The following is a 22325-nucleotide window of genomic DNA, read 5'->3' on the forward strand; positions in this document are numbered from 1 at the left end:
TGACCTCCTTTTTAATTTGGTCATCACGATTGTAGTTGGAAGGAAATGGACAGAAATGAGTTTCGGGAAATTGAACATTAGCAATCTATGAATAACTAAAAGTATGGGAAACGCCTTAAAATAGGATCCAATATTGATAGTGTAGACGAGGAAGCACAATTTACTTATAGAAGCATCGAGCTTGTTCAACAATCGGGATTAAGCTCTGGCTGCGCAGAGTTTAACCTTTATTTGTTAATTGACTTACAGCATCTGGTTTAGATGAAACATTGGTAGTAAACCTCGAACTTTACCGACCAAGTCTTTATGCAGGCTACTTTGCAGCCGCTCAACTTCAGTTGCCTTCCAGCAAATAACATAGATACCAGGAAGTTTTTTAAGATTAAAATCTCCTTTTTTCCTCCATTCTCGCTCGAACGTCCAGTCAACTGAGCCATATTCATAACGAACATGACGCCACTTTTCAGAGTTTGGTATCCATTTAGCTTCGCTGTCAGGTAGATAGATAACTGGTCTAGCATCTCCCCCGAAGGCTGCGTGTTTACTAATGGCAATGCCGTAGTACCGATAACGAAATTCTTCGTTTTCTAGGTCATTGGAAGCAAAGTGTTTAAGTGACGACAAAGGTGTTTCCGAAAAACAAACCGCTGGGTTATTGCCTTTGATAAAACCTGATTTTGTACTTCCTAATATTTCACCATCATTTAAAATCTCGCATAGAACATCTAAGGCAGAATACTTTTTGTCCAGCCCCTTTCCATCTTGTAGTCTTCGACCTGTTCTTTCTTTTGTAAGATGAACAAGTGCATTGGTGATATCACCTCTATTTTCGATCATACGTCCTACCATTTTGCCGCGTTGCGAACGCTACCTTGAAAAACACCGTGTTGCTTCAAATTGAAAATGCCAAGCATTGAGAATCCCGCTTAAACGCTTTGTTGAGGATCGTGCTCAAGAATAGCTGTTCATTTCTTTTTTGTGCCAGTACGAAGAAGCTCTTAAACTAACTATTGGATTGACGTAGCAACTGTTTTTAAAGTGATTCATTGCGTAGTTTATTATGTCGTTGCGAAATTGAATTTTTGAGTCGAACAATTCAAAGCGCCTTTGGTGCTTCCACATGCCTTTTTCGTAGCAATTGTACTGCTCTTCTGTAACTTTTTTCTCACCGATATAATATTCACCACTATCCATGATTAGTGGTTCATTATATTTGTTATCTAATAGCCAACGATCTGCTTCACACTGGTGTATCGAGTCTCTAATAGTCTGAGTTAATACGTATTTTTCAATGAATTTGGTTATAAGCAAGTCACGCAGAATGAGCAACAACGGTGCTACTAGATATAAGACCACACCTGAACCAGATACTTTCAAGATTGTGCCCCATGAGATATCAAAGGTTTCCATAAATTTCCTCACTAAAAGAAGAGCATAACACTTTTTATACAGCGAAAAGCCGTGATTTACTGACTTATTATGTGGTCTTTCGTTTGGCTGTTCAATATAAAAACAACAGGTTACAGAAATGAAAGAGGATTAAATAGGTATATGAAGAGCTAATTTTCATGATGCTATATGCGCTTTAATTTCGGATAACTTTCAGTAGGGCAAATTCGCATTAATAAGATGTGAATGAGTAAAAGTCCTAACGCGAAAAGGGGCATAAATCGTTTAGAGCCGATGATCTAACTCTTGCGTTCCACATGCCCTGATATTGCGCAAAAACGATCAATCTTTATTGGAATCGACAACGACGGTATCTTGCATTGGTTTTCTCCAAGCGTAATCAAGCAAGCTTGGCGCCTCGTCAGTCGCCTAACTTGGGTGCCAGTGGCGGGGGGAAGAATATCTTCGTTGTTATCACCCATGAAAAAGGCACGCCGTGTGGCGTGCCTTTTTAGAGTGTGGTTGGCGTTAAGGAGGCTAGTAGTTAAAGCCCACCAAACGGTGCGATTGCGGCACTTGGTCGTAACACGGGTATTTGGTTTGCAAGCCATACATAATCAAGCCTGTTGTATAACTAAACGCAGCAACACCATCAAACTCATCGAAAGCTTTTGGATCGTGTTTTAAATCTCTTTCTAATGCCTCCCAAATGATGTTCTCTATGAACTCGGTCGGGTTTGTCGCGTTGTGACTGACTGTCTTCAAGCTGCCGCCTGCTGGACAAAACCACGGCACCACATTGGTCTGGATTTGTTGGTTAATACTGCCGATGTGTGCGGCCTGCATTCCCCACAAAAACGCTTTGAGCTTAGCGTGCTGTTCGGTGCCAGGTTGGTCAAGGTAGCGGATGAAATAGGACAGGTTGTCGACCTGTTCCATCTTCTCTTGCTTATATTTTGATAAGTCATCCGATTGGTACTTGGTGTTCAGTTTCACGATAAGCTGCTCTAACGCGGGGCTTTTGTGCCAAGGTTGCGCCATAGCCGGTAGGCTCACCAACACACTGATTAAACCGCCTATTATCCATTTCATACATTACTCCAACCCTCACCAATATAGGCACCATATTAACACAATTTACTATGTGTTTAAATATACAGCGCTGTGTTTTTAACCATTATCTTTAGGCGGTATAAGGGGATAGCCCGCAGCGGGATAATTGGCCACTTCATTCGATTTAATGGGGGTGGTATCGACTTCCGCCTCGACTTTATTTTTCACCTCATGATCGCCTTCGACGGTCGGTGTTGGGGCCGTCTGCACCTCATTTTGCAAATGTCCCGCGTAGAGTAAAGCATTCCCCTTCACGTTATGGTAAGTGCTGTCGACAAACAATTCGCCACTCTCATTGACCTTAAACATGTCAGCGGCCACCTCCTGTGTTTTGGCTAACGATTGTTCAGCGCCTGTATTAGCCATCGTTTTTTGCTCAGGCGTGAGCGTTGGCGGTTGCCCTAAGTCCTTGGGTTGATACAAAGATTTGAGCTCATTGAGTGACGCTTTTGAGGTGTTGACGCCATATTGCTCCTGAAAGCCATCGGTACGGGTGTAATCCTCAAAAGCGCGCCTAACATCTTGCATGTCTTCCGGTTGACTGGCGTTCATCAAGCGAGCCATTTCTTCTGTGTCTCCACGTGTCGATTTCTCTAAATATTGCTGGAAACCGGTGATGGCACTGGCACTGAAATTCACCGTGTCGTTTTTCAGTCTCGATTGCATGTGGCTTAGGCTGTCGACCTGTGCGTTCGATTCATTGACCGCGGCCGCGGTTTGTTGAGTGCGCTGCGCATTGATCGCAAAGTCGTGCGCGTATTGCTCAGCTTCACTGCGATTTTCTTTCGCATCGAGTGTGCGGCCTGCGCGCTGCATCTCCGTCGCCCCTTCACTGTATTGCGAAGTCGCTTGGGCTAGGGCTTGTTTCTGCTCCGCGTTCATGTGACTGAATGACTCTCTATCCTCCTCACTCCAACTGGCACCGGCTTTGGCGCTCGTCCCAAAGAATTTCGGGGTGCCCACTTCAACGCCGGCATTTTTCGCCGCCACATACGCCTGCGCTTGATCATGCGTCCAGCCCATGGTCTCAGACACACTCTGAATCGCCGAGTCCATTTTCGAGTGGGATTGACTGATTTGTCCTTCGGTCGACATCGTTTGACCGTCGCCATAAGAGCGGTTTTTACTCCAGTTGTCGTTCCAACGGTCACTTTGCTGGAAGCCTTTCGAGAAACTGTCGTTGAAACTGTTCATATTCTGCGTCTGTGCGGTTTTTGCGTCCGAATATTGGTCGTTGACGCTGTTTTGCAGCATGTTCGAGGCTTGCGCTTGCCATAAGGGTTTGGATTCCGCTTCCTGCGCGTTATACAGCCTGCGGCCATCTTCATTTTGTAAGCTCGTGATGCTTGACCCATCCCGTTGCTGAGCGGTGTTCATCCCGGTTCTTAGCAGCATGTTGTCATCAAATTTGTTGGCTGAGGTGTTATTGAGGCTGTGGTTTTGCATTTGCAGATTACCAAAGTCCATGTTACCGGTGGAAGACGCCGCAGAGACGCGGGCGTTGGTGCTGTTGATCATCCCCGCCAGTTGGTAGTTCATGGCTTGCGCCGCGGCCACGCCCCCTTGCAATATTTTCCCCGCAAGCACTGGAATGGTCATCATCAAAAATCCGGCCATGTAGCCGTAGCGCATGTGCAGCTCATCAATCGCATTGCTGTTCGATAATGAGAGTCCTCGCATTGGGTTCGCGGTCGCGCTTGAGTGCGACTCAAGAGTCCACGTCATGATCGCATTGAGTATCGCAAACAGGGCCGGCCAAGTGGCGAGGTAGGCGAACGTCTTGATGTAGTTGGTCAGAACCATCTTGGTGAGCGCCGGAATGAGTGCCGCCGCCGCGACCATGAACCCTAGACAGCTAAACAGGGTAAAGAGCATCGTGTGCAACATCGGGATAAACTCTCTGGCCTGCATGCCAAGGGTCGCCCACATTGAGGTTTGCTGCATCTTGTTCGAGGTGTACGCGTAATTCATCGCACTGGCGGACGGGTCGAGGGTGTTGATGCTGTAACGCATCGCGTTCATCGCCATGTTGTGCTTGAGGACATCGACCGCGTTGTTGCTGATACCAATGAATTTCTGATAACTGTTCGACATCGCATTTTTTACGTGCGCCTTATAGGTCGACGCTTTGTCGCCGTGCAGGTAAGTCGCAATCAAATCGAGCTCAATCGCCGCGGAGGTGGTGAATTTGGCCTTGATGTCAGGGTACACCTCTTCGCAGGTTTTAAAGGTTTGATTGAGATCGTTGAGTATCACACCGCGCAGTGGGCTCATGTTTTTGGTATCTAAGAAAGCAAACGTGTCCGGCGCGTTCATGAGTGCGTTCCAGGTGTACTTTTTATTGATTTGGATGTCGCCAATAATGCAGTTTTGGAAAAAGTCATTCCATAAACGGCGCAGCGCCACGTCTTTTAAATCACTTTGACGCGACAGCTGATACAACTCGGACCCAAACATCATGCCGGTGCGACCGTAACGCTCATCGTCGGTGGTGGTAAAAATGGACTCGATGGCGTCGGCCGTGCCGACCATCATGGTCGAAAAGAACCACGTCGGCAGGGCAATGAGATAGGGCACGTTGGCCACCGAATACCCCGCCGTTGGCTCGGTCTTATCGATGACTTGCATGGTGACAGTTTGTTTTATCAACATCGAAGGCACCAGGGCGAACACAATGGCCCAAATGTAGATGTGTTTGGGGTTACGTGTCGCCACAAAGTACGCGTAGGTCATCGCGGCGCCTATCATCAAAGAGATGGACATCATTGAGGCGAACGATTGGCTGACAAAAAAAGTGGCGATGGCATTGAGCGCCTTTTGTATCGCCGCGCCTTGGGTGTAAGTGTAATATTCGAGTGTCACATTAGCCTCCAAAGGACAGGTTCTGCAGCAGTTGTTTGTTGATTTTGCTCATCGCTTGCGAGTCGCTCTCTTTATACGCCTGCGTCAATTGCTCTTGGGTCAATATCACACGTTTCGCTTTGTCTGAGAGTCCATTGGTGAAGTCGCGAGCGCGGTCGATGTCTGACATGATTAAAGCGATGTCCTTGCTGTCCACTTGCGTGTGGTTCAGTGACGTGGTCACCACCGTCAGCATGTTTCTGAGGTAGCGGGTCAGCAACTCAACCGAGATGACGCGCGCGTACGCCGAAAAGTTCGGGTAACGGTTGCTTCTGACTGAGCCGATGAACACCGCCAGCACCGGCGTGTCGGTGTACTCCAAAAAGCTTTTTTGATTGTCGGTGAGCCCCGTATCATTGGCGACACTGATGTATAAGGCTTCTAACGTTTGACGAATACGCACTTCGAGCCCTTTGTCTTGCGCTAAAGTCAGCTCTTTTTTCTGCGGAGACAAACAGGCTTTCTCATCGGTGTTATCACACTTGTAATACTCGATCTTCCCCCCTTTGAGCATCGCGTCCACCAAGTTATTGTTGTCCGCTAACAAGGAGGCGTAGTATTTGGGGCGACCGTTTGCGTCATAAATATACGTCCCTGACAGGCTCATCAAAAATTCAGCCAGCGCTTTATCTCCCGCTAACCAGCCATTTTTAAGTGCCGCTGACCAAACGATGTTGTGGCTGGTCTTGGCGATGTCTTCCAACCCAGCACTGCCATCCGCGCGAGCGCGTGCGACCTGTACGTTCGACTGACCGCCCACACCACACTCCACTTGCGCGCCGACCCAATCATCAAACACGTTGCCTTTGGTGCCGATGGTGACGCAGACGTGCTTTTTCGCCGCCGGACCGCCAAAGGTAGCGGCCAGTCCACTGACCCCCGCCTGCGCCGCTTCACAAGAGTTGATCGACTGATTGAGAAACTTATCGGCAATGTTTTGCAGGTTGTCACGAATTTGTTTGATTTGTGGCGCCCAGACTTGAAGCGCTAAGTCGACCGCAAACGGCGCCGCGTTTTGCACCACCGCTTTGCCAAATTGCACGAGACCGTCGGCGTTGATATGAGAAAATCCCCCCATGAAGGCGTCAATCCCGCCACAACCCATTGAGACCTCGGGCAAGTGCACGCTCATGAGCTGCGCACTTTTTATGGGGGTGCGAGCATACAAAGAGCCGCCATTGTAATAATTCGCGGCTTGGCCTTTGAAAGCATTGGGGTGGGTGACATTGGCGTTGTAACCGAGACCATTAAAAAAACCGTCTAACGACGAATTGACGCCGCCGGCGTAGGAAGCGCCAGTGAGTAACCCGCTGAGCATCAAGGCGATAAGACGGGCTCGCCCTGGTGGGGTGGGGTGAGGTCGGATCATCGTATGGCCTCTAAGGTGTCGGCATCGCTTAAAATGTGGCGAATACTGGTTTCTAACTGCACCTCCGACACATCGCCAATAGACACGCGCACAAATTTCTGAGAATTGACGTTTATCAAAAACGTCGCGGGCACCGTGATGTTGCGGGGATTGTCAAAAAACATCTGACTCACCGCGGGTGTCGCCGGAATAGGGACGGGGTAATGAGGAACGGCTTGGCCATCCAGCGAAAAGGCGTACGTCAGCAGTTGTTGCCGATGGGTCACTCGTTTGAGTTTCGGTGCAAAACGGTGGCAATAAGGGCAATCACTGCGAAAGAAGAACACCATCGCGTAATCGTCATTGGGCGCAGCCTGCACCGTAGCGAAAGGCGAAAGCAGCAAAAAGAGTAAAGTAAGGGTGCGTATCAACATGATGATGTTCTCTTGGTTTACCGTCATTTAAGGACGTGAAGGCGCAAAACAGGGGAGAGATTTGAAGCAGCAAGACTCTGCGCGCTAAAAATCGGGCGTTTGATAGTCATTGGCGACGTTGTAGAAACGACCCAACAACGCGGTTTGTGAAATAAACCCGTAAGCGAGCGGCTTCATCTCACCCGTATTGGGGTTGACTAAAATCAGGGCAGGCGCATAAGGCACCTCGACTTTGTTGTCGTTATTGCGGTTATCTCGAATACCGGAGACAAAGGTCTTATCACGCGATAATCCTAAAATCTCAATCCCGTGCGTATCGGAAAAGGCTTGCAGCGACGGGGCCAATTGCTGACTGAGACTGTCTTGGCCGTCATACACAAAGAAAAACCCCCAACCTTCGTCGCGCATGTGCGCCACAGCGTCGATTTTCTTCTCCCGTTCGAGCTTATGATAGGTGCCGCGCGCCGCAAATTCAGCCGGACGATCTTTGAGGTAAGAGAGCTCAGGGTGTTGGAGTAACACCTTTTTGAACGTCATGCCCGTTTCACTGGTGCGCTCACCAATGTATTGGTGAAGTTGCATGACTGTCTTGAGCTTGTCCTCATCTTTCGAATGGATGGTGGCGTCGTTGAGCGCTTCCTTGTACGTCTCATGAAACCAGTCCATCTGTTCGGTAGCGCTCATGATCCTCGTGGTGGTATTGGGCTCAAGGGGTTTTGGGGGCGGCGGGGTTAAGGTTGGGGCCGCATGGGGCTCGTTATACCACTTCCAACCTTGCGGGTTAGACGAGGCTTGGGCGCTGAACGCGCCCATCAATCCCAACATCAGGGCGACCCTCACCAAAGGGGTCGAAAAAGAGGGCATCACGTTATGGATCTCCTAAAGCACTGGATAACCGATGTTGAATTTCTTGGCTAGACGGCAAGTGGGTGTTGCTGTTCATCTCACCAAAGAAATCCGAGAAATCGATATCTTCAAAGTTAATTTGCTGCATCTGCTCTGGGGTGATCGCCCCGCAGATGGGCACCTTAGCGGTGCCCAAGCTCAATCCCAGTTGGTCGCGCGTTCCTTGCTCTTGAATAATGCGCGCCAATAAGCTGTCGAACACGCAATAGGTTCTCTTCTTGCGTAAGCATTGCCCGAGTACTTTTTCTGCGCAGTAACTGCCGAGATAAATGGTCAATTTGTCATCTTTCGCTTTACCCAGGGCTTTTTCTTCTTCGCTGCACTGCGCGAGCCCCACATCGGTGCCCCAACCGCCATCTTTACAGCAGTCCGAAATGCCGAGCATTTTTTTGGTGCACTTCTGACCTTGCCCAGTAAAGATGAGAGGCGGATCACCGAGCCCTTCTGCCGCTTTGGCCAGCGCCGCTAAAGCCGCCGCCGATTCATTAAAATCACTGGAGGGCTCAGGCGTGCCCGCATAGCAATCACCGTCGAGACAAAAACTTTCTTCGCCACAGGTTAAGTTGGTGGCGCTGCAGCGCTTCTCTGGGCAGGATTTTTTGAGCTCTTCCTCGATGCACACGCCTTTTTGTTTGGCACTACAATGCGTCGCGGTGGTGGTGCAATCGGTCGGCAGCGCATTACACGTATTGTCCCGAGAACATTGGTGGTTAACTTGGTATTTCCAGCAATCGAGCGTGGTGGGCACGCCGTTAATGCGGCGTGTACCTCGCCCCTCTACACAGGTTTGAGACACAACTTGACACTCACTTAATAGGTTGCAATGAGTGGTCCAGGTGAGGGTGTTTTTGATGCAGTTTCCACCCGATAGGGTAAAGCCCGCAAGACAAGAGAGTGAAGCATGCATACTTTGAGGGACATTACCGCACATTTCATAGCGAGTGTGATAGCGCCTACCGTCCCTGCAACTTCGGGTTACCCGTTTACTAATAAAGGCACCTAGAGAATACCCTTGGTTCATTGAGACTCGCTGACCATTCCAAAAAAAATCTGAATACCCTCCACAATCACCAGAACGAACGGAAGCGTAATTATTACTGTCATTACGACACTCCCTCACGGTACGGTGACACATATAACCTTGACGAGACCACCCTGATGGGCAACTGTAAATCACCGGAGACGTGACCGCGGTGAACGTCGGCACTTTAGTGCAAGGCACGGTGTTATTGGTCGGTTGACGACACACTTTGGGGATGTCATCGATGACGCATTGCGTCGCGTTATCACAATCGACGTATTGATTGGACAAGCCATGAGATATCTCATAAGCATTATCCTGGACCATGAGAGCAAATTCATACGCCGGATCGCTTTTCACATCCGGCCGGCCTTTATCGAAACGGGTTTGCACGGCTTGCGCCTTATCATTGGATTGATAATGAGTGCGCGCGTTCGCGTCCATATTGCCGTCGTTCAACTGAGCCTGCTCTGGGTTACGCAGATCATTGTCACACCCTTGCCCCGCGCAGTAATCCCCCACATCGAGCTTCCCCTTCGCCGTTGAAGGGATATTTTTCTGCGCGCTTTTCACCCAATCCACATTGTCGTAATAATGGTCGCCTTGGCTTGCGAATGCGCCGCTAACGATGGCCAGGCTCGCGATCAATAGAACGTGTTTCACGGCTGCCTCCTTAAGACGGCATTCACCACCTCGGGATTGTCACCACGAGCCAATTGATTCAGCGCATCGGGGATCGAGAGGTTGCCTTTAATGAGGTCATAGTCCGTTTCATTGCACGGCTGCTTGGGTAAGCACTTGCCGGATTTTACCGCCACAAACGTTGGCACTTCAGTCACCGAAAAGGTCCGAAACCACTCAGGGTTAATGGCAAAACCACTTTGAATGGGTTGGTCTGGTTGATGGGTTTTCAGTAGCGATTGAATGCGCCTTGCGGTCGCCGGAAAACCGCTTGGCAACACACCGCGTATCACCAAAGGCACTTGCCATTGCTCACTTTGTTTTAAAAGCGCGCGCAAGGACGCCTCTGGCATGGTCAAAGACACAAACACCATGACCCCCGTTGGGGCGGCTTTGGGGTTTTGCGTGGGTTCAGGAATATCAATGACGCGCTTAAGGTGTTGCGGCTTGAGCTTATCTTGCCAAAAACGTGCCATGGCTTTCGCATCAGATGCTATCTCATCGCTGGCGCGTTGCTGGGATTGAAAATGACGTTCGAGCTCGGACGGCATGGCTGTTTGCACCATTGTTTTTTCAAGCTCGGTGAACGCTTGAAGCTCTTCTTGAGTGTACGCGTGACACAGCGTCGCCGCGCACAAGGCAGCCGTGGCGACTAGGGATTTCAAGGGGGACATAAAGACCTCAAATAAATAAAAGCTCCACGCAAGCGTGGTACTCCTTTTGACAGGGCAGGCAAGCCTACCCAGCCAAAAGCGAGCTCAGGGTGAACAGCGCCAAAATGCCGGTTTTATGATGAGGGTGATAAGTAATGACATTAAATGCTCGCTGACTGAAAGACATGTTGGTACTGCTTTTTAATCTCTCCCAATGATTGATAGGCATAGGGGTGCCCCCCGTCTAGAGAGTTCCATCGCTTTCGAGGTAAATTATCATTTATCGTCTCATCATCAATACCGCATTGCCGGTAATACTCAATCAACGCGACATCCAAACACTCGCCTCGGCCATGGCACTGACTGCACCACCCTTGATCGGCCACCAGGTAGCCATAATGCTGAAACACCCCAGGCGCACAGGCATCACAAATCTGACTAGGAAGAGGGGGCTGCGTCTCGTTTTTGATGGCCTGATGGACGTCATTCGGGCTCAAGGTATAGGTAAATAAGGGTTTTAGCGCATCATTGATGAGCGCTTTTTTCTCACGTTTTCTCAGCTTGAGCGGCGCGAGCAGGGCGGATAATTCACTCTGTTGATGACGATAATTAAGCGCACCGTGAGAGAAAATCAGTCGAACACCACTTTGCTGGCACTGTGCAAAAAAAGCCGAAAGCAACGCTATCTTAGGTTTGGCGTTAATTGAAAATAATGGCACGTTATACTCCTAGATGAATGACATCATGTGACTGAGCGTGAGCACTTTGCTGGTTTGCCTTGCCCATCGCATTGAACTAGGCTGTCTTAAAAGTCAGGATGGCGTATTACCGAGGGGGATGATTGAAAACAGAATTTACGCAACAAGACGTGGCTAAACTGCATTTTTCACACCGAGTGCTCTACCAAGGGGTTTCAAACGTCAAAGAGAAGTTGATTCACTCCAACGGCCCTCATTGGCATGTGACGACGGTTCGATTATCCGATGTAGTGGGGAGCTTAGACCCTCGATACGCAGGAAAATCGTGGCTGGCACTCTTCCCTTGTATCGATGCCCTTGATGGATTGAAGCGTGGTCATCAATACGCTCGAAAGCTTCAACAATCCCCCCTGTATTACCTTCCTGAGCATGAGAAGCGAAATGTCTCTTTTCGTAATATTGATGGCGAACTTTATATTAATGATGGCCACCACAGAACCATCATTGGCCGCGTGTTCTTAGAGGCTAATGGTTTCGAGCCCGTCTTTCACAATGTGGTGGTGGGGCATTACACTGGCGGATTAAAGCATCGATTACAGATCTTACCGCGGCGTCTGAAACGCCAAGGGATAGGCGTTTTCAATCGCGGTTATCGATTGGTAAGACGGCGCCTCACCTCTTAACCCCCATCGCGCTTTGGGGAGCTGGCGCTCTATGGTGTCCTCCTCAATGCCGCATTGTCGATAATGCTCAATTAACGCGGCATCAATGCACGCCCCATTGTGATGACACTGACTGCACCAACTGCGTTGTGATAAATGCCCGCCGTAGTAGTCAAACAACCCGGGCGCGCAGCGTTGGCACAATTGGCAAGGAAAGGCGGGGGGCTCAGCGCTGTGGATGGCCGTGAAACAGGCGCTGGGGCCGACATCAAAAACCGACAAGGGTCGAAGAGAGTGTTCGAGAAGGCGGTGCCTTTCCTCATCCGATAGCGTCAATGGTTGGAGTAATCGCGCAAGGGCGTTTTCGCGCTCCTGTAGCGACGCGAGGTGGGGAGGAAATTGAAGCCGAACCCCTCTCTGCCGAGCGAGCGATAAAAACGCCGTCAAAGCATCATCAGGCAGGCGACGCCTCAATAGGAATGTGTCCAGGGCGCGACGCCCTTTGAGTACAAGAGACATTCATTTCTCCTTACGTTCAGGTTAAAGAAACACGCAATTGCGCTTACGCCACTGAACGTAACCGAAGTTATCGCCCGTAGTGGGGTTATCGTGGCCCATTTCCCAAATGGTGGTCGTCGTGGTGTAAGGGTGACACCATGCGGCGTCCGTGATCGGCGCGCTCATTTGATAACGGTATCGAGACTTGGGTAAGATTGGCGTCGGGTATTGATAACAGACCGCCCCATCTTCGCCGCGCGTCTCCCACACCATCCCTTGCCGGTGCAACTTGTAATTAAGCCGCTCCATAATGAGGGTGCCCGCTTGTATCGGGGTGTCTCGATAGTTGGTGTTGCCCGTTAACGGGTAAGCGCTGCCTTGAGAGCCCAAACACCAAAACAAAAAATCAAACGGGAGCACCACATTGGTCGTGGTGGCAATGGACTCCGGTACGCACGCTAACTGTGCAATGGGGTTACCAAACAAAATCGCTTCGGGGTTTAAGATAAACGCCAGCTCGTCGTCGTCCCACAGAGGGTCGACCTCGGTCAGGTAGGCCACATCAAAGTTATCGGTGGCCATGCACGCCGCCGATTGCATCAATTGCAGCCAGTAGATGAGGGGGTATTTGTACCAGTGCGCGTGATAAAACCCGCCATCACTCGAACCGGAATCGCGCGCGGTGGTTCGACCGCCAAGTTTTTGCTGATTGGCGCCGGCCAGTTGCATCCCCATGTTGACCATGCAATAGGGCACTCGCGTCACATCGGTCAGCGCGTACGGCTCCCAATAACCAATGTTTAGCCCAATTTGCATGAAAATCGGCGGCGGTTTTGGACAAAAAGAGATCGGCATTGTGGGGTTGTTGGTGTCAGGGTAAATGGACGGAATGAGGGGCACAGAGCCCAGCGTCATCGGAAATAGGCAGCTCCAACACACGTCGGTGATGGGGTTGATAAATCGGCTGACGCACGCGGGCCCTCCGGCCTTCGCGGTCGAACTGACCAACAAGGCGCCGCACAGGGTCAGTAATCCGAGGAAAGACGATATTTTCATGGTTGCGCTCCCACCACAATGTGTTGCACATCAAACTCTTGAACGCGCCATGCGTGCCCCGACTGCTCGACAAGACTGGGCACCGCTTGGATGTGAAGCCGGTCGCTGAGCGTCCCTTGTTGGTCGAAGTACATGCGGGTATTGAATCGTTTGGCCGCCTGATTGGGGCTGCCACCGGTTAAAATGTAGCGAAGGGGCTTGGCATGCTCTAGGTTGGCCACGAACTCGACTTGCTTGGCATCACGCGCATCAAAAAAAACCAGCACGTTTGAATACTCAAACTGCGGTAATTTTGCGCCCGTTGGCCAAGTGCGGGTATCAAAGGGATTCACTCGCGTCCCCGCTTTGGCAAAGACTCGCCCCTGGGCATCGGTTAAATCCTTGGGCACCGTGATGCTGGGATCCACCAAAAACGTTTTGGGGGTGGTCGTGGTCGATAAGGAAAGCGGCGGCGGCGTTTCCACGCTTTGTTTCACTTGCTCAGCAAACTCGGTTTGCATTTGCTCAAGTTTGCCCGTTGCCTCGAAGTGTTTAAGCCGCGCCTCTATCCACGTCAGCATGTCGATTTCGCCAATCGGGAACGTCGGTCCCATTCGACCTAAGTCCTTCGCCACCGCCCCTAACGAAAGCAGCAGGGCGAAGACCATCATCAGGTGTCGCATACTGACTCCTACGGCTCATAGCGCTCAACAATGGCACGTTGGATGTGCGCGGTGATGTCCGGTGTGCCGCCGACGACCGCGGCGCTGACCAACACCACTTGCCCTTGCTCAGTGGCGTAACGCGCCACTTCTTCGTTCATGACGCGGGCAAAGTGCGCCAATTTATCCGTTTGCTCCGGCAGAGAAAGGGGGGATTTCAGCAATTCTTTATGGTATTGGTCGAGGGTGCTTTTTACGTCCATGCTGACTAAGGGAGGCGGCGACTCCAACGCTAAGGTGGTCACCACCGAGGAGGCAATACTCACGCACGCCACTATAAATAGGCCATGTAAATCAAACGTCATGGGAAACCCCTTGTGCTTTTTGTTGAAGCGCTTGCTGATAGTCGGCGATTTCTTGACCGTAGAAATGTTGCGCGGTCGCTTCTATCGCTTCGATACTCGTCATGCCTTGTTTCACTAAGTTTTCGCAGTATTCAAATTCGGTCGCTTCGGTGCTGTAGCACGCTCGCGTAAACGGATCGGAAAACACGCGGTGATAGGTGGTGTGGCCACCGGCTTTGATGCGCACGCAGCTGTACCCAGCGTCCCCAGCCCGTGGGAAACTTTTGATGATCCCTTGCTCCATTTCGTTGAACGCCTTGGGGTTGTCTTGCAAAAACTTTTCAAAGCCTTCGCCTTGGCGCAGCGTAATGTGAATATCGGAATTATCGTAAGAGGCGCGCGCTTCTTCGTTCACAAAAAAGTCCCCAATACCTTGGGTCACCGTACAAAATGATCCCCCAAATTTACGCGCGGTTCGATAACCGGTGTTAATGAAACTGCGCGTCTGGGCGTTGGTGCCTGACATCAAGCTCCACGCCTCTTCGATGATGCACATTTTGGGGGTTGAGCGAGAGCCTGAGAGGTACATCTGCTGGTTGATGGACACAATCAGCGCAAACACCACCGGACGCAGCACATCTTCAGGGAACCCTTCAAGCTCTAGGGTGGTGATATCCACCGTGGGATCGAGCATTGAAGGCTTATTGAACGTGTCGCCATAAATGCCCTTTGCGCAATATTTATTCAGTTGTACGGCGATGTCTCGAATACGGCGATCGTGGCCATGTTCATCGGCCAACGTAAACAACTGCGCTTGGACGTCATCCACAATCGTTATGGTGCCATTGTCCTCCCACGCCCGTAAAATGGCGTCACCCAGCACCGCCATCTGATAGCCTTCCAATTCAGCATGAGGCGACGCGATGGTCGCGAACAAGGCGGTGATGTTGCTGAGCGCTTCTTTCATCGGGTCGACGTTCTCTCCGTCGACTGGCTCGTGATGCGCGCTGTTTTTGACTTGTTCTAGATGGGTAAACGGATTAAGGAAAATATTGGTGTGATTGAGGTAGGTGCCCCCGAGCATCAAGGTGAGCTTTTTGTAACTGTCCCCTTTGTCGAGGATCCAACACTTCCCCCCTTTGGCGTAGACGCTGCGCACCAAGCCCTGGGTAAAAAAGCTTTTCCCCGCCCCCGAGCCGCCGGTCAAGGCGATGTTTTTGTTGTCACTGCCACAATGAAAGGGGTCAAAAAACGAGATTTGCCCGCGCATCGTCGGCAGCAACATGCCACTGACCAGGCGTTTAAAATCGAGCACCATCGGAAAAAAATTGACCACGTTGGCACTTTTTAACGTTCGGACGCGACCCGCTCGGCCACAATCCTCCCACACGCCTTCGCTCATTAAAAACGGCAGCGCACTGAGCACGCTTTGACTTTGCATCATGATTTGCTCTTTGATGTCGAGTCCCGTGGCCGAAAACGCTTCTTTGGCCGATTGCACGTCGTGGCGCTGCTGCGCTTTATGGGTAAACAAGGTCAAGTTCAACACCATCGAGCACACCGAGGTCGCTTTGTCGGCCAACCCCTTTTGCAAGGCCGTGCGCTCTTCCAACTCTTCACCCGCAGTGGGTGAAAACATGGCCATCGGGGATTTCAGTGTTTTGGTCAAATCATTAATTTTCTTGTTGTTCTCGTGCTCAAAATTCCCCGTGACGTTGTGACGAAAACTCAACGACAACACATGTGGGCACGTCAACATGCGCGAGACATTACGAATTGATGCAAACGCTTCGGGCATCGCGTACAACCGAAAGTCGGTGGGGGCTCGAGAGAGTCCCATGCACACGGTGCGCCCGCGCGTCTCTTGACCGAAAGGATTGGTGTGACGCGTGGCAATGTGATCCCGTTTGATGATCATCTCGGTATCCGGCGACAGCACTTGGCGGTTGATCGGGTCGAACGGGTTGTAGTCACGCTCAATCGGGCGGTCTTGCTTGGCATCAAAGTTCAAGAGATCACCCGCAAAGGTAATGAGCCCTTTGGGGTCGACCCGCGCGGTCTCAACACCGAGTTGCAACAGCGCCGTTTCCATCGCCGCGCGCACGTCATCCAACTTGTCGGTCTTTTTCTCTTTCGTCGACACGAAGAAATACGCGTCGTAATCGCGTAAATCAAACTTATGTCGCTGACGATGGAAAAACCCTTTCGCCGCAGAAAACCCCGCGTAGCGCACTTCTTCTTCGGCTAAACGCTGGCAAATACCACCTCGCTTGGCCATGATGTCCCCATTGGCTTCTAAGTAATGCGCGACTCGATTGTGACCAAACATCGACAGTTGATAATCCCACTTATCACCTTGAGGGAAATCCATCACCATCTTGTTGAGCGACATCACCAATTCGTCATTGGCCCCGCCAAGCACCGTCAGCTTAAGCGCAAAGCCATACGATTTTCGGTTATGAAAGAGTTGGGTCTGCGCATCAAAGTCGCGGTACGGCAATTCATGATGGAAGTGGTTTTGATGCTGATTGGCGTCGGCGACTAAACCGCCAAGCCCCAACGAAGGTTTACGTTTCAACAGTTGACTGAGCATGCTTAATCCTTCCAGATGGCATTAGCGGGACGCCCAGACCAACGACTTTCATCGAGTATCACGTAAATATCCGTGGTGTCGACGTAATGCCCGAGCGTGTCCGTGAATGGGAAAATGGTGATTTTTCTCACCGTATCTTGAGTGCGTTTAGGCACCCCTTGACGATCGCGCCGTGGCAACGTTAAGAACACATTGTCAGGGGCCGCTTGCGCCGCAGACACCGGCGAGGCCCCCATCGGCTGGCGCCGTATCTCATCCATGGTGGTGCAACCGGATGTGCCGCCCACCTGCGTACAACTGAAATCTTCGCCCAGGCCTGCCGCGCAGCCACCGAGCAACAAGGGTAAAAACACAATGAGTTTGTGCATGACGTTTCCTTATTTTTGACCAAACGGCGACGACGGCACTTGGATGCCTTGCGCGCTGATTTGGTTCGCTAATGGGTTCTGAGTCACGTTGCTGATCACTTCCATGAGTTGATTCGATTGAGAGGACTGCTCTTGGGCTTGGGCCTGTTCATACTCGGCCGCTTCCAGCGGATCGAGCGGGAACCCCTCCAGAAAGACGATGTTGACCACCGAGCCTGGATTGATTTCAACAATGGGGTGATACATCTCTGCCAGTCCGATGTAGTAATCGGCCAACTTCGCGCCCACCGACGCGGTGGCATTCCCCAACAAGTTGAGGCCAATGTCTTGGCCAGAGACGCTGCTCGTTGAGCCAAGCGCCGAGGTAGACGTGGTTTCCGACAAACCTTTACCGGCTTCCCCAAGCCCCGTCAAAATGCCAGAGATACCGGCCATCTGTACTACTTTGCCATTTTTTAAAATGGTGGTACCGCGAATGCCGTTACGACCAAAATTGAACACCGTGCCTTTGACCGCCACGTCCAAAATGTCTTTATTGTCGAAGATACAACTCATGCGGTGAGTCCGAACAATGCCCCGTGACGACGAGATTTCCCCGTAGGTCGCCCCTGTGATGGTGCAATCTTTGAGTTTGGAGGGCTTACCATTGGGTAAGATGCCGTTGTTCAAGGTCTGAAAGACCATGGGGGTGGTATCGCCTTGCCCTAAAACGCCCGCATTCGCGTCCGCGCCGCCCGTCACGACCGCCGTGACAAACGTGCCAGTAGGGACATAATTGTCCGTGGTTCGGCGGGGCGCTTCGGTCTCTTCCTGCCACGAAAAATCGGTGCTATCAAACTGATGCTGAGCAAAGGAGCGTTGCTGACGTGGGGGGTAAGCCAGCGTGTCGAGGTTGGGGTTGTTGTCTGAAGAAGGCAGAGGCCGAGGAGGGAGCCTCGCTTGTCCAAACGTCTCGTCGCCACCCAATAGGGGATACGTGGCATCACCGCCATCATTGAACCCATCCACAGGCGGTGAGGCAGGGCTTTGCATTGCCGCCATCTTCGCTTTCAGCTCGTCCACCGTGCTTTGCATTTCACGTCGCACCTTATCTTCCACCAAGGACGCCGTATCCAACTTAGCGCTGCGGATACGCTGCTCGGTCTCTTTTTTAAACCCTTGCATCTTCCCTTTAAGATCGCTCATCTCTTTGGTGAGCGTGGCAATCAACATCTGTTGCTGAGTGAGGGCCGACTGGTTGTCTTTTTCTGTGAAACCTTTATCCACGATGGCCCCAAACTCCACCGCTGTCGTGGGCGCCTCTTTGACCGTTTTAGGACGGGTGTACTGGTACACCCCAAGGACGGCCAACACGAGAAACAAGACAATCACGGACGTAATGTGTTGATTACGTTTGGTGGTCTCGGCGTTGATGTCTCCGCCACGGTCAAAATCGCCCTCTTTATCGCTAAAAAAGCGCTCTCTGAATTTATCGAACATCGCTCACCCCTCCACCCGTGATCAGGTAAAGCTGAGTGCGTTCATTGGGGCCAAGCGTTAAACGGTCGAGCGCCGCACTGCGCGCCGCGTAACTGTAAAACTGCGCCGTGGTCAACGTGACGGTCTCATTCGAGCTGTTTTGGACCTCGTAAATGATCCCCGAGTAGTCTTGCCCGACAAACACCACTTGCGGAATAAGGGGTAAAGCGCCCTCGTCAGGCGGTAACGTTTCAGGGTCGACCGGATGCACCGTGAAACCGGAAATTGGCGTCCCATCGAATTGCCAATGCATCATTTGCTTGGTGAATTCGGCCAGCGCTGAGGGGTAATCAAACGCGCGGTCAAACACTGAGGGTTGTTGGCGCTCTCTGTCCGAGGGTAAAAACTCTGTCACTACCGACGGCGTCGCTTTCGGGCTCACAAACAGGGAGAAGACCCGCCCCTTACTGGTCGTGACGTGAACATTGAACGGCAATTGAATGTTGATTTTCAGCGACACCGAGCCCGTTTTATCCTTTTGATTGGCGGTCGTGGTACAAAAGCCACTGGGGCAGGTGATGTTGACGATTTTATCGTCCTTGACCATCAAACGGTTGATGTTAAGGGAAGACAGGGTGACGGGGATGGTGTCCCCATCGTTAAAATCAATTTCTCGTTTCGCCACATTGTCGGCCAGCGATAACGGGCTTGATAAGGCCGCCAGTAACGGCACTAAGGTCAGCAGGCGTTTCACGAGGGTTCTCCTTCTCTTTTAATGCCAATCAGCTCCAGCACCCCATGGGGGTACGCCATTTGCACGACATACGTGACTTTTTCAGGCGCTAAGTCGCGGTCACCTACAGACTTGTAGAGCGTGCCGGCCTGTTTGAACTGCATCGTTCCCAACGCCACTAAGGCGCCATCTTTATCCGCCACAAATCGACTGGAGATGTTGCTGGTCGTGATTTGTTGCGCGTCCGACAGCAAGGTCGGTTGGACAGCCGACCAGGACTCAGCAGGCACATAATCGAGCAGTAACCCGTATTGACGGGAGACGCTGGCGGGGGTGATGTCGTATTTCAGGTGCAAGAAGTAACTGCCCATCAACATCAAATACGATTCATCCACGTCACCATTGGACACCGAAAACGCTTGTGAGAGCGTCGGCGGAACCAGCGTTCGGCTCTCTTTGAGTGAGAGATAGGTCAACGCCGCCGCGAGCACCACACAGGCGAAGCTGGCGGTGAAAAAGCCCACCGCCAAAAACACGTTGAGCATCTTACTCATCGCCAACAGGTCTTTTTTGTTCGAAATTTCCATACGACTCCTTAAGACAACCAATAGCGTTTAATCGCCGGTGGGGTATGTTTGAACAGCATTTTATTAATCGAAGCGCTGCCCCACCAATAAAGGGCGTAGGCGACGATGTGTTCACCGTATTGCGTTTTTATGTACCTCAATCCCATAAACCAAGCCGCCGCGAGGACAAAGCCAATCGCGTAGTGTTTGGCAAAAAAGCCAAGCGCAAAGATGCATAAAGCAGGAAGGAGCTCTTCTCTTGGAAGGCCACACAGGCGCTTGCCTGAATTGAGGTATTTAGGGATCGCGTAATACTGGGCTTTATTTTCCATGTCATCGCCGCCTTATGATTACGCTAAGCCAACCAGTGGCTTCACCACCTCCCAGAACATCATGCCGCCTGCAAAGCCGCCGACGGCGCCAAACCAGTTGCGCGATGTAATGCCGACCACCGCTGCGCTGAGCGCGGAAAAGCCGAGCATCGCGGTTTCAATACCCGAATCATCGCCCGCGGTTTCTTTCACCATGTCTTTACCCGTGGCAAATAAGTCAGCGGCAAGAGCAGGCTGGACCAGGGTAGCCGACAGGATGGCCACGCATGCCAGCCATGGCAGGGGTTTAAGAGGTGTTTTTTTGACTTGCATAGGAAAGTTTCCTTGTTTTTAAGGTACTAGGACACCGCGAGGCGGCGCCAAAAAGCGACCAGCCGAAAGACCGGAAGAGTTTACTCACGCGGTTAAGCGCAAAAGAGAATAGATAAAGGAGGGTTTCCCCCCTTATTATCTCCTTGCCGGATAGACAAGAAGGCGTGGTATTTTTAATGCGGTTTGGCTTTTCAATGATCACTGACGGTAGATAGGACACAGAGTGTTTTGGGCGAGACGCTTATAAAACTGACTCCCCAGTGAGTTAAGTGTTGGCATCACTCACAGTTTGACTGTGAACAGACGGTTTTCTATGCCGTTTTTAGGGGCAAAATCTATGCCTGCTCAGTGAGCATTGAAAAACGTTTACCCTATCCGCTGACGCGGTACTCCTTTTGTCTCAACAAGAGGCTTCGCCTCGTTATCGCAGCCAAAAGCGAGTGAATGGCCAAGCCTAGCGCCCGGTGGTTGCTCAGTTAATTGAATTTTCTCCTGTGTTGTTATGCTTGTCCGCTGCGTAGAGCGCGGTTTGCGCGAGAACTCTATACGTTTGGGATAACGCGCCTTGCTCGTCTTGTGTTAAACGCTCCCCGTTGGCAGGAATAGCGGCTTGCTCGATGACACCAACCCAAAACTTAAGCTCTTGAATGACGGTCATTTTTGATTTCATGGGTTCGCTCCTCTGCGTGGTTTATTTTCGTTTTCTCCAAAGCCCACTGTAGAAATAGGCTTTGGAGATTGTCTCTACCTGACCGCCGAGACAGTAGGCGGGGCTTATTCACATTTCGGGTCATTCACACAGTTCAGCCATACCAGCTTATGCACTTCCATTATCTATAGGTCATGCATCCGGTCGCCGTAGCGGTCAATAAGGTCTGTTTCAGTGAATTACTGTCCTCCGTCACTGGTTTGCTCGGAGTGACCCACACAAAACAAGTTCCGTGTTAAGTCGTTCATGGCGCAAGTTGTTAAAGAGCAAGTTGGTTATCGTTTTGAATGTTCGCGATCCCATTTAGGGATCTTTTTTTGAAAAAATTACGGTTTATCTTTGGGGACTTCCCAGTTCACCCCGAACAACTCAAGGTGGTGCTCTAGGCGAGCTTGGGCTTCCGCGCGTTTTGTACGGCGATTGTGAGCCGTTGAGCTCTCCAGAATTTGGTTATGTTTGCCAGAGAGTTTCACGTTGACGTGTGTACCTTTAGGGCTGGATGATTTTTTGCTCAAAATGACGTCGCTCATTACCGCTATTTAACATAATTAATATAATGCGAACCACTTTAAAATGTTGAAAAATAAGGAAATAATTAATTTAATGGTGAGGGTGTGGCTAATAATTGAGCGGTTAGATAAATATAAAAACTATGAAGTTTATATAAATAAAGTATAATATGTGATTAGATATCACAGATTATAATGAAGTCATGTAAGTTATTGATATAACTACGTATAATATTCATTATGTAAAACGATTTTGTGAAAGTGTGATTTAAGGCTTGAGCCCCATAAAGTAAGTGCGCTATAATTAGTGCAGATTCTTAGAGTGAAAAGTGCATTACATAGCACGCTACTACATAGTTTTCTATGTAGTGTATTTTTTAAGAATTGAGAGTGTGTTAGG

Annotated in this window: 23 protein-coding genes; 1 reads left to right on the forward strand and 22 read right to left on the reverse strand. The window is 50.7% G+C overall.

The annotated features are described in order from the left end of the window. Positions 1-243: 243 nt before the first annotated feature. From BCU75_RS15210 to BCU75_RS15255, 10 genes are all read right to left on the reverse strand, one after another. Positions 244-837, reverse strand: coding sequence for a hypothetical protein (locus tag BCU75_RS15210; RefSeq protein WP_102474343.1), 594 nt, complete (start codon positions 835-837; stop codon positions 244-246). Positions 838-951: 114 nt separating this feature from the next. Beyond that, entirely contained in the window at positions 952-1410 is a 459-nt protein-coding gene (locus BCU75_RS15215; RefSeq protein WP_102474344.1) for a hypothetical protein, read from the reverse strand. 516 nt (positions 1411-1926) lie between these two features. Then, positions 1927-2481: a hypothetical protein gene (locus BCU75_RS15220; RefSeq protein WP_102466534.1), complete on the reverse strand. Its 555-nt coding sequence runs from the start codon at positions 2479-2481 to the stop codon at positions 1927-1929. Between the two features lie 78 nt (positions 2482-2559). Next, positions 2560-5364 carry a conjugal transfer protein TraG N-terminal domain-containing protein gene (locus BCU75_RS15225; protein WP_102466535.1) on the reverse strand — a complete coding sequence of 935 codons (2805 nt, stop codon included), beginning with the start codon at positions 5362-5364 and terminating at the stop codon, positions 2560-2562. A 1-nt stretch (position 5365) separates the two neighbouring features. Further along, positions 5366-6772, reverse strand: coding sequence for a conjugal transfer protein TraH (locus BCU75_RS15230; RefSeq protein WP_102474345.1), 1407 nt, complete (start codon positions 6770-6772; stop codon positions 5366-5368). Further along, positions 6769-7185, reverse strand: coding sequence for a type-F conjugative transfer system pilin assembly thiol-disulfide isomerase TrbB (gene trbB, locus BCU75_RS15235; RefSeq protein ID WP_076645883.1), 417 nt, complete (start codon positions 7183-7185; stop codon positions 6769-6771). Before trbB ends, BCU75_RS15230 begins: the two co-directional genes overlap by 4 nt. An 84-nt stretch (positions 7186-7269) precedes the next feature. Continuing rightward, positions 7270-8049 carry a type-F conjugative transfer system pilin assembly protein TraF gene (traF, locus tag BCU75_RS15240; RefSeq protein WP_102466548.1) on the reverse strand — a complete coding sequence of 260 codons (780 nt, stop codon included), beginning with the start codon at positions 8047-8049 and terminating at the stop codon, positions 7270-7272. A 4-nt stretch (positions 8050-8053) separates the two neighbouring features. Beyond that, a complete protein-coding gene (gene traN, locus BCU75_RS15245) occupies positions 8054-9775 on the reverse strand; it encodes a type-F conjugative transfer system mating-pair stabilization protein TraN (RefSeq protein ID WP_102474346.1) in 1722 nt (573 codons plus the stop codon). Next, positions 9772-10467, reverse strand: a complete 696-nt coding sequence (trbC, locus tag BCU75_RS15250; protein WP_076645885.1) for a type-F conjugative transfer system pilin assembly protein TrbC — start codon at positions 10465-10467, stop codon at positions 9772-9774. The genes traN and trbC overlap by 4 nt, the downstream gene beginning before the upstream one ends. A 140-nt stretch (positions 10468-10607) precedes the next feature. Continuing rightward, the gene (locus tag BCU75_RS15255) at positions 10608-11165 is read right to left on the reverse strand and encodes a hypothetical protein (protein ID WP_102466537.1); all 558 of its coding nucleotides are present in this window, start codon (positions 11163-11165) and stop codon (positions 10608-10610) included. Positions 11166-11287: 122 nt separating this feature from the next. Between BCU75_RS15255 and BCU75_RS15260 the strand changes: the two genes are divergently transcribed. Next, positions 11288-11827 carry a hypothetical protein gene (locus BCU75_RS15260; RefSeq protein ID WP_102474347.1) on the forward strand — a complete coding sequence of 180 codons (540 nt, stop codon included), beginning with the start codon at positions 11288-11290 and terminating at the stop codon, positions 11825-11827. Between the two features lie 519 nt (positions 11828-12346). Here the strand turns inward: BCU75_RS15260 and traU are convergent. From traU to BCU75_RS15320, 12 genes are all read right to left on the reverse strand, one after another. Further along, a complete protein-coding gene (gene traU / locus BCU75_RS15265) occupies positions 12347-13360 on the reverse strand; it encodes a conjugal transfer pilus assembly protein TraU (RefSeq protein WP_076645888.1) in 1014 nt (337 codons plus the stop codon). Next, on the reverse strand, positions 13357-14022 hold the full coding sequence (gene traW / locus BCU75_RS15270; RefSeq protein WP_017086973.1) for a type-F conjugative transfer system protein TraW: 666 nt from the start codon (positions 14020-14022) through the stop codon (positions 13357-13359). Before traW ends, traU begins: the two co-directional genes overlap by 4 nt. Positions 14023-14030: 8 nt before the next feature. Next, a complete protein-coding gene (locus tag BCU75_RS15275; protein ID WP_016768853.1) occupies positions 14031-14366 on the reverse strand; it encodes a TrbI F-type domain-containing protein in 336 nt (111 codons plus the stop codon). Then, complete coding sequence (gene traC, locus BCU75_RS15280) at positions 14356-16938, reverse strand: type IV secretion system protein TraC (protein ID WP_102466540.1); 2583 nt, start codon at positions 16936-16938, stop codon at positions 14356-14358. The genes BCU75_RS15275 and traC overlap by 11 nt, the downstream gene beginning before the upstream one ends. Before the next feature lie 2 nt (positions 16939-16940). Next, the gene (gene traV / locus BCU75_RS15285) at positions 16941-17306 is read right to left on the reverse strand and encodes a type IV conjugative transfer system lipoprotein TraV (protein WP_076645891.1); all 366 of its coding nucleotides are present in this window, start codon (positions 17304-17306) and stop codon (positions 16941-16943) included. A gap of 9 nt (positions 17307-17315) precedes the next feature. After that, complete coding sequence (locus BCU75_RS15290) at positions 17316-18785, reverse strand: TrbI/VirB10 family protein (protein ID WP_102474348.1); 1470 nt, start codon at positions 18783-18785, stop codon at positions 17316-17318. Further along, complete coding sequence (gene traK / locus BCU75_RS15295; protein WP_102466542.1) at positions 18775-19518, reverse strand: type-F conjugative transfer system secretin TraK; 744 nt, start codon at positions 19516-19518, stop codon at positions 18775-18777. The genes BCU75_RS15290 and traK overlap by 11 nt, the downstream gene beginning before the upstream one ends. Continuing rightward, the gene (gene traE / locus BCU75_RS15300) at positions 19515-20084 is read right to left on the reverse strand and encodes a type IV conjugative transfer system protein TraE (protein ID WP_102466543.1); all 570 of its coding nucleotides are present in this window, start codon (positions 20082-20084) and stop codon (positions 19515-19517) included. Before traE ends, traK begins: the two co-directional genes overlap by 4 nt. A gap of 8 nt (positions 20085-20092) precedes the next feature. Beyond that, positions 20093-20395 carry a type IV conjugative transfer system protein TraL gene (gene traL / locus BCU75_RS15305; RefSeq protein WP_102466544.1) on the reverse strand — a complete coding sequence of 101 codons (303 nt, stop codon included), beginning with the start codon at positions 20393-20395 and terminating at the stop codon, positions 20093-20095. A gap of 18 nt (positions 20396-20413) precedes the next feature. Further along, a complete protein-coding gene (gene traA, locus BCU75_RS15310; RefSeq protein ID WP_102466545.1) occupies positions 20414-20707 on the reverse strand; it encodes a type IV conjugative transfer system pilin TraA in 294 nt (97 codons plus the stop codon). A 472-nt stretch (positions 20708-21179) separates the two neighbouring features. Beyond that, complete coding sequence (locus BCU75_RS15315) at positions 21180-21377, reverse strand: hypothetical protein (protein WP_016799707.1); 198 nt, start codon at positions 21375-21377, stop codon at positions 21180-21182. A gap of 365 nt (positions 21378-21742) precedes the next feature. Next, positions 21743-21946, reverse strand: coding sequence for a TraY domain-containing protein (locus tag BCU75_RS15320; RefSeq protein WP_016790704.1), 204 nt, complete (start codon positions 21944-21946; stop codon positions 21743-21745). Between the last annotated feature and the right edge of the window lie 379 nt (positions 21947-22325).

Source organism: Vibrio splendidus (genome assembly GCF_002873455.1).
Classification (GTDB): Bacteria; Pseudomonadota; Gammaproteobacteria; order Enterobacterales; family Vibrionaceae; genus Vibrio; species Vibrio splendidus_J.